5 protein-coding genes are annotated in these 8,153 nt (G+C 40.3%); 2 read left to right on the forward strand and 3 right to left on the reverse strand.

Annotated elements, in window-relative coordinates:
- Window positions 1–207 precede the first annotated feature (207 nt).
- Window positions 208–2,271, forward strand: a complete 2,064-nt coding sequence (locus QQK21_RS21685; RefSeq protein ID WP_284194258.1) for a protelomerase family protein — start codon at window positions 208–210, stop codon at window positions 2,269–2,271.
- A 181-nt stretch (window positions 2,272–2,452) separates the two neighbouring features.
- Entirely contained in the window at window positions 2,453–2,878 is a 426-nt protein-coding gene (locus QQK21_RS21690; RefSeq protein ID WP_284194259.1) for a hypothetical protein, read from the forward strand.
- An 80-nt stretch (window positions 2,879–2,958) separates the two neighbouring features.
- On the opposite strand, the gene QQK21_RS21695 is transcribed toward QQK21_RS21690, so the two are convergent.
- The 3 genes from QQK21_RS21695 to QQK21_RS21705 form a co-directional block, all read right to left on the reverse strand.
- The gene (locus tag QQK21_RS21695; RefSeq protein ID WP_284194260.1) at window positions 2,959–3,321 is read right to left on the reverse strand and encodes a hypothetical protein; all 363 of its coding nucleotides are present in this window, start codon (window positions 3,319–3,321) and stop codon (window positions 2,959–2,961) included.
- Window positions 3,322–3,385: 64 nt separating this feature from the next.
- Window positions 3,386–3,598, reverse strand: coding sequence for a hypothetical protein (locus QQK21_RS21700; RefSeq protein WP_284194261.1), 213 nt, complete (start codon window positions 3,596–3,598; stop codon window positions 3,386–3,388).
- A 75-nt stretch (window positions 3,599–3,673) separates the two neighbouring features.
- The gene (locus QQK21_RS21705) at window positions 3,674–7,888 is read right to left on the reverse strand and encodes a plasmid replication protein, CyRepA1 family (protein WP_284194262.1); all 4,215 of its coding nucleotides are present in this window, start codon (window positions 7,886–7,888) and stop codon (window positions 3,674–3,676) included.
- Between the last annotated feature and the right edge of the window lie 265 nt (window positions 7,889–8,153).

Below are 8,153 nucleotides of genomic sequence, written 5' to 3' on the forward strand. Positions count from 1 at the left end.
GCAATATTTATATATATGTAACGTTACAAATCACTAAGTATTTACGTAAATACTTAGTGATTTGTAACGTTACATCAAAATAAATATATCACACATACATTTATCATGTTGTAACTTTTGCATGATATTTATTTATGTGTAATGTTTGACAGTTTATTTTTTGTCATTTATACTTAAGTAACCTTTTTATATTGATGGGTGATGAGGATGAACGGGAAAGAGATAGTTATAAGTTCTAATAGTTACATTGATAACAAGTCCATTGAAACACGCAATCGAAAGACGAATTTAGACCAGATTATTATCAACCTTTTAGATGAGCTTGGAGAAATACAGGCAAGTGATCGCACACAAAGTGCCAAAACAATGGCCTACAGTCGTGCCGCCAAGAAAGTTATCACTGCTTTGTATGGAAAAAGAAAACAAAAAGGCGATAACTCACTGTCACTAGATGGTGCATCAAAAGCACTTACTAAGATTCGTAACGCTGTAACAGCTACTGGAGCAATGCATCATAGCTTCGAAAAATCTGTATCATCCTTGCGCAATCAATTTCCCAACTGCAGCTATTTGGTAGATGAAATCGACGGCTACCCACTGAAAGAAACTCGAGAACGCTGGAGTAAGCTACGCGAAAAAATCACGCATGTAGTACGAGTTGAAAAACAACTAAAAAAGCTCTCACCTGACATCAGCAACTACGCAACTGTAGTTAACAAAATGGCGAAAGATTTCCCTGCTTGGTCGCATGAAATCGAGTCTTTAAAAACACTGAAAAAAGAGGACCGAGTCGATGCTATTGAGCGGTTGCAAGCAATCTTTGAAGAGACACGCGAGTTTTATCCTGCGCTAGACAAACTAAAAATTGACCATGAGGTGATGCGCCACCTAACCAAAGACTCGTTCTCGACTGACAACAAACAAGCTGAGAGCAAAGCCAACCTGATATTCAAAAAAGAGGCCGTAGTCAATATAGACTACAACAAACAGATGCAGCTAATGTCCTTGTTGCTCAGTGATTCTTCTGCTCATCAATGGGAAGCGCTGGCCGTTGGTGTGGCCATCGCAACGGGTCGCCGTGCGATTGAAGTGTTATTCCAAGGTGAGTTCGAAAAGATAGATAAAAACCGTTTGAAGTTCACTGGTCAAGCGAAAAAACGTGGTGGTGTTACTGGTGACGAAATGGAAATCTACTCACTAGCCGATGCTAATGTTGTGCTCAAAGCTCTATCGAGATTGCGTTCCTTCTCTAATATCGCTTCACTAGCTAGTTTAAAAGCGGAACGACATTACAGCGTGAACGAGTTAGTCAGCAACAGAACCGCAGGACCACTTAACAAGTTCATGCGTGACCTGGTTGACCGATTCCCGATCACTCTTGAAGGCCACCGTCGTGATTGGGTATTCAAAGACACTCGCGCTATGTATGCCAAAACTTGCTTTGAGTTATTCTTCAAAGACGACAAACGATGGGCGAAAAAAGACGAAAACATGTTCTATCAGGAGCTACTTGGCCACCACGATACCGACGCCCAAAACCACTATATGCAATTCAAAATACACAACGCTGGTGCAAAGTGGGAGCCGATAGTGGACGACTCACCAGAGCGACGAATCAATGCCATGAAAGCGATGAATGATAATGAATGGATAACAGCTAGAGAGAGTCGCTCTAGCCTACACAGAGCAGTTTTAGAGATGCTAGAAAAAGATCCATGGCGCACCATTAAGCCGATAGATATTCGCAAAGATAACAATGGAAAAACTCGCAACTACACGATGGTTAAGCAGTATCTTGAAGTGGTAGAAGATGCACTTAAAGTTGACCACTCTCTTGACGCAATTATGGAGAGAAAAGCCGAAGTACACTCCAAGACAAAAACCGAGGAAAACCCTGAAGAAAAGGCCAAGCCAAAGATGGAACAGCCTGCCGATAGAAGTAGCGAGCCAGTTCTCAAGCCTAAGATGAAGGGCCATAAAGAAGATGATGGTACTTGGGTGGTGGATGTGACGATTGGAGAAGAGAACTGGCAAATTAGTGTAGGTAAAGAGCCTAAAAACGTTATGGAAGCATTCAGATTAGCCTGGAATGAGTTCGAGTTCCGCAGGGCTCTACCTGAAACCCCACCTGCACCATTAATTACCAACGATGCAGGCATGTGGTACTCCAGAATAGTGATTAAAGGCCAAGCTATCTGTGAGGTTTGGACGCCTAGTAAAAAAACCAGCAAGGACTCTACACTTGCTCTATATCGAGATTTGAAGATTTAGCGACCACGGTCGCAAGATATGGCTCTGGTGCACACACTAAAATCCGTATACCCAAAAATTAACGAACCACTCAATTGTGGTTCGTTAATTTTTTAACCATATCAAACAAATAAAAATGTAAATGGTTTTGATTCTTATACGGTTGTATCTTGCTCTCCAAAAGGTAATGGAGGTAATAACTGTGAAAAAAGTATTAAAATGGCTAGGTGGTTTATTTATCGCGTTTGTGGTGTTGGTGATACTTGTACCAAGCCCAGATGATAATGAGATTAAGAAAGTAGAGATTAGCAATGTAGATTATTTCACGATGAAAAGTGAAGTGATATGTGGAAGCAAATATAGCGATGCAAAAATAGAATCGTTATTTAAAGAGAAGTACGACGACAAGTATGTGAAGTGGGATGGCATTGTCTCAGAGGTTGATGGCGACGTTCTTCGCCTCAAAATGAAGCCATCTACAATAACTTATGATGTTGAAATCGACATGAACAACAAAGACCAGCTATTTGATCTAGAAAAAGACCAAACTGTCACTGTGCAATTTAAAATCGTCGAAAAAGGTGGATGCTTCTTGCCTTTGGTTGGGCGTCGAGGTGTTCTAGTTTAATTTGTATGTACTGTTATCATTGGAAACCCACCACCTGGTGGGTTTATCTTTTGTCCACAGAAAAAGTGAGTAACGTGTGGCTAACACTTTTTAACGATCCCCATCAGCTCATCCCAACCTTTTTGGTTTCGATAACAATCATCCGCAACAAAACGACCCCTAACCTTCTCATACCATTGATCGCTAATCTCTTGATTTATTTCTTTGTAATTAACCAAACCATGAAGAAGAACTATGACAGGATAGCACAGTATACTAACCAGCTTAGCAGGTAGGCTCGTTAGACGAATCATAACAAAGTGGCCACGCTCCTCGTTTAAGTAATACTCATACCTCTGAGACCATTTTATTTGTCGGTATTTGAACGTGGCATTGTGATCTTTCTTAGATACTTTAACCTGTTGGTATCCGTTCTCTTCTGTGTATTTGAATTGGTAACTCATATTCAAATCACCTCCAAAATAGCCTGTTTAACCGAGCCTGCCCAAAGCAGTGAGCAACATGTGACTAATAATTTGCTCTTGTTCCAAGTAGGGTAGGCAACAAGAAATGATTAGGCTCAAAATCTGAGTCTTTCGATTGATAGGTTATTGCTATCGGTGTGCCGTTTTCATTACCAATGACAGTAACATATGAGGCTAAATCGGAATCAAACCCTGTCGCTACTACTTTATTAGCATTGGCTAACTTATCAAACTTTGCCTTAGAAATAACTTTCATACTCAAATCGCCTCCAAAACAGCCTGCTTACTAAGCCATACATGAACAGGGTTGTTCAACCTTAAATTTCATGTGTTAAACCTCCACCGGATTCCAATGCTTGAGTCGATAGAACTCGCCTGACTCCATGTCTGACCCCATTTGCCATATAAACTGGTCTCTTAGGAACATGCATAAATGTTTAATTGTCATCTTTCCGCTAGTAAAGACCGTTTGTTCGTCTCTGTTGAGCAATCCACTTGCCCAGTCAAGAGGTAAGTCGAGAATTTTCACAGCACGCTCTAAAAGCTGAGCATACGGCGTTCGAGTTTCGAGTTTTAGATCCTTTTTATGATCCACGATATCTTCTTTATATATAGAGATACTATTCATATCGTGGATCACCTCTAAGTCTTTATTCTCAAGGCTTTCAAGCTCATAAGAGGTTACACGAGCTGCCTTTCTACGCTCATCAATAGCAAGCATATTGGTCCATGATGATGGTTCAATAAACCAAACAACCTGGCGGCCCTTAGAACGAGATTCACGGCGATTATCGGCTTCTAACCCTAACTGCTCCAATACTAGTTTGTACAGGTCTGTCGGTCGCTTTTTACCGTGCTTATCAAGTCGACCACCCCATTGCGTACAGATGTTATTAAAAACGTCTCTGTCTGCCTCTGTTGCGATTAAGCGGTTCATTGCAGTTTTCATGGCATCTTGAGTAGCTTCACCCTCGCCAGTTTCTAAATTAACACCACAATCAATTAGGTATTGGACCAATTTCTTACGGCTAATGCCGGCATGCTGACGTTTAGATATCTCAACAACCGGCGATTCTGTTCTCGCTAGAACTTTACCGTTAAAGTAATCTTCATATAGTGAATAGATTGCTGCTTCTTTGTTGGTCGTTACGACAGTATGCTCGATGGTTCTCCCATTGTGCTTTACTACACACTTAAACGAACCATCATTGCATTCTTTTATAGAACTAATACGCATCGAAGCAAATTGTCGGTGCAGCATGTGTATTGCTTTTTCTTCTGAAGCTGATTTATAAATAAAGGTATGTGGGTATTGTTCGTGGGGAAGTTGAACTTTAAACGTGTATTCTGTTTGAGCTTCCATCTCATCGATGCGATCAGCGTCTTCTTGAGTCATTTGTAAAAGTTCGAAAAGCTTAGCCTTCTTTAATCCGCCTTCTTTCCAAAATTCATATGTGCTTGCATTGACTATATCTTGAAGGTAATGCTCTATATCCCAACGATTGAGTTCAGCTCGTTCCACTTCACTTAGGCAGTTTTGATTGTTTAATTTTTCTCTACGTTCATCATCTGGTGTTGGTGAGTCCATGTGTAGATTGAAATTCCGTTCTTCAATAAGCTCGGTCATAGCTTTGCGCTCTACTTGACCTTGCTTTTGTACCTCTTCGCATGTTGCCATTCGATGGACTTGGTATCCATCAGCTTCAAGAATACGTAAGATCTGATTGGAAAAATCATTACGTGCACGGTTCTCTTCCACCATCATCTTCATTCTAAGACGATTAAACTCGGTATCGTGAGTACCTAAACTGAACGTACCGTCTTCCATGTTTAATGTACATTTTGCATCTTTAGAAACCTCAATATAACCACGAACCATGTTCATCATATTGGTTTCACGGTTATTGTTAAGAGTCCCCAAACCAAGCGTAAATTGAGTGGCTTTACGATCTCTTCTTAGCATCTGGATAGCATCAGAAGGTACAATCTCGCCATAGAATACGCCGAAGTGACGTGTAAAGTGATGAACATCAATAGAAACACCGGAAGAGATTGCAGGCGAATAAAGTAAAATCTCATACATTTGAGCTTGTTCTTCAGGGTTATCCTGAAAATTCTTAACTGCCAGCTCTGGCTTAGTGTCTTGAGAAACGTAAAGTACCTTTTTGTGCTTCAGTTTCTTCTTTGATAGGGTTTTATTATATTCATTAACGAATTCTTTAACTTGCTCAGCAAAACGAGTGGAGTCGGTGGCAAGCAATACTTTTTCACCATTACGAATAGCTTGCTTAATCTCTAAGAAAACTGTGTTAGGGTCAGAGTGATCAACACGAATTTTTCTTGGCTCTGCACCCTCTTGTTCTACTTCAACACTTACAGGCATATCGATAACATGAATTTGTGGCCAAGGTTCTAAACCAAGCTCTTCTCTCTCTTCATTTGCTCGCTCAAGTAGATAAATAAGGTGATCGTTAGCATCGGCGTCACACAGAACAACATTTTCAGTAGTTGAAGCTAATGCTGTCTTGAGCATCGAATAAACACTAACAGGATAGGCCATTGCCGTTCCAGTAAGAACAGAACGAAGTGTTTGTGTAGCCTCATCTATGCCAAAAAAATCATGATTTGTAACTAACGGACGGAAGATTCCTTTAATAACTGAGTTTACGCAGCAGACCAGTTTATTCGCATAAGGTGCCATTTCAGATACACCTTGGTCTTGGTAATGAAGAATGTCATTATCAGAACCTAGATCATCATATTTTTTATCATCAGCCATTGTCCGATATAGGTCGTGTGTTAGCGTTTGGCGGTGTGCCAGCAATAATCCTCTATACGATTCTCGCATCATAGGTCGAAACAGTGCAGAGGTTTTACGCCCACCCATGCACGCCCGGACTATAACTGGACCTTTACACTCTCGAACATAGTTAGCAATCTCATCGTCAATTTTAGTTTTATTGAAGCGAACATAATTGATATGACTCGGCCTTAAACTTGGATTGGTAATGCGAGAAGAAAAAGAACGAAAAGCCATGGCGCGAGAAGTATGAGCTGTGTTGAATCGCTGGACTAACTGGTTTAGTTTTTTTAAATATCTACTTAGAGGAAAATCTTTTCTAACAGAACTCATTGAGCGCAGCTCATTAGCTATCATGTCGAATAGCTCATCGGTAGACATTTTTATCGGAACTAAGCACATAGCAGAAGCCACGCAGGTTTTTATTTGGGCCTCGATATGACTATTACCGACATGACGGAGTTTAAAAATGTGTTTATCAAGTGCTGGTAAGTTCCAATTAATACGGTTTTTAGCTGCACCTATTTGGCGAGAAACAAAATCAATATCGAGGTGACAATGAATGTCATTAAAGTCAGAGCTACTTTGTTTTTGCTCTGGAGTCATCTGATCGAAGTTTGGAAGGTAACACTTTACTTTTTTTGAAGCGTGATGCTTTTCAAGGATTTTTATAGCCGATAATACACCAGGATTTCCTTTCCCCATCGCGCAAGTTACATGGTCATTGTCTACAAGTACTTCAATAGGACTTTCGGGGTAGTTACGTCTAAGAATATCAACCAGCGTAACAAGATTACTTGCTGAATAAGCCATCACGCCAGACTGCCTGTTCTTACTTAGCATTCCACTTGCTACAGTGGCATAGCCCTCACCAGCCGTGATCAAGTTTCCGTTGACCAACTCGCCAAACTGATGGCCAGCGCCTTGGAGGATATTTTGTTCTGTTGTTACTGTGGTCAGCTTATCAATAGACTTACCCTTTTTATTAACCATGGGATTATCTAGCACACGCTGATACGAAACAGTTTTCCCTCTGTGTTTACCTTCAAATTTAACTAGCGGAATCGAAGTGTGCATACCTACACGATCATCGCTCATACGTCGAACATCAGAAAGCAGTGTAATCTGAGCAATGCCCTTGCGAGATATGTAAGGCCCATCACCTAATTCTGCTGGTGCTTCAGAAAATTTCTTATGATAGGTATTTAACCACTCTTTATCCTGTTGAATTTTTTCTTGCAGTGCTTTTTCAGATTGAATACGCTCTTTTTCGCGTTCTTGTTCTTTTTCCCTTAGTTTTAAAAGTCGAGCCTGTGCTCTTTGTTCATGCTGTTGCTTTTGATCTTTAGTAAAATCACATCTGCAGTGATCTTCGAACTTTTCATGAAGGTATTCGTAGCCGTTCCATACAGTTTCGATGGAACCTTTTATGAGGATTGCAAGGTAAGGATAACGAATGCTGCCGCCTGCTGTTGTTCGAATGTGAGAGATAAGAGTTGCTCGACCTTTTAAACTAGGTTCGAGAGCTTTATTCATCACTGAATAGTTGCAGTATTTAGTTAGTTTATCTTCACTGCCACGTTCAACAAGCTTAATGTTGTTCCAGATTTTGCCTAAGTCTACATCAAATGCCTTTGCCCATCGTTCAATGTCGCTATGAGCATCTTCCATAAGAAAATGAGGATTTGAGTCGAATTCTTCATCATAGAATTTCTTGATTGAAGGTTTGTTTATATAGTTAGCCATCATCGTTCCGTCAGTTTATGACAGATACCACAACCAAAAAAATCGTACCTAGATGATTTTTTCTGTTGCGCATGCACGAATAGGCAGCTAGAATTATAACCAACAAATGGAGTGTTATGGTTTCTTCTAGTTGCCTTGCACATGAGAAAAGTCGGTCGCCACAACCGGCTTTTTTTATACCTGTTTTTTGTGAATTTCTTTTATATTCAATAACATAGCTTTTATTTACTTCTTTACATATAAGAACCAACCTGTATCACCATGC

Source organism: Vibrio zhanjiangensis (assembly GCF_030161235.1).
Lineage (GTDB): Bacteria > Pseudomonadota > Gammaproteobacteria > Enterobacterales > Vibrionaceae > Vibrio > Vibrio zhanjiangensis.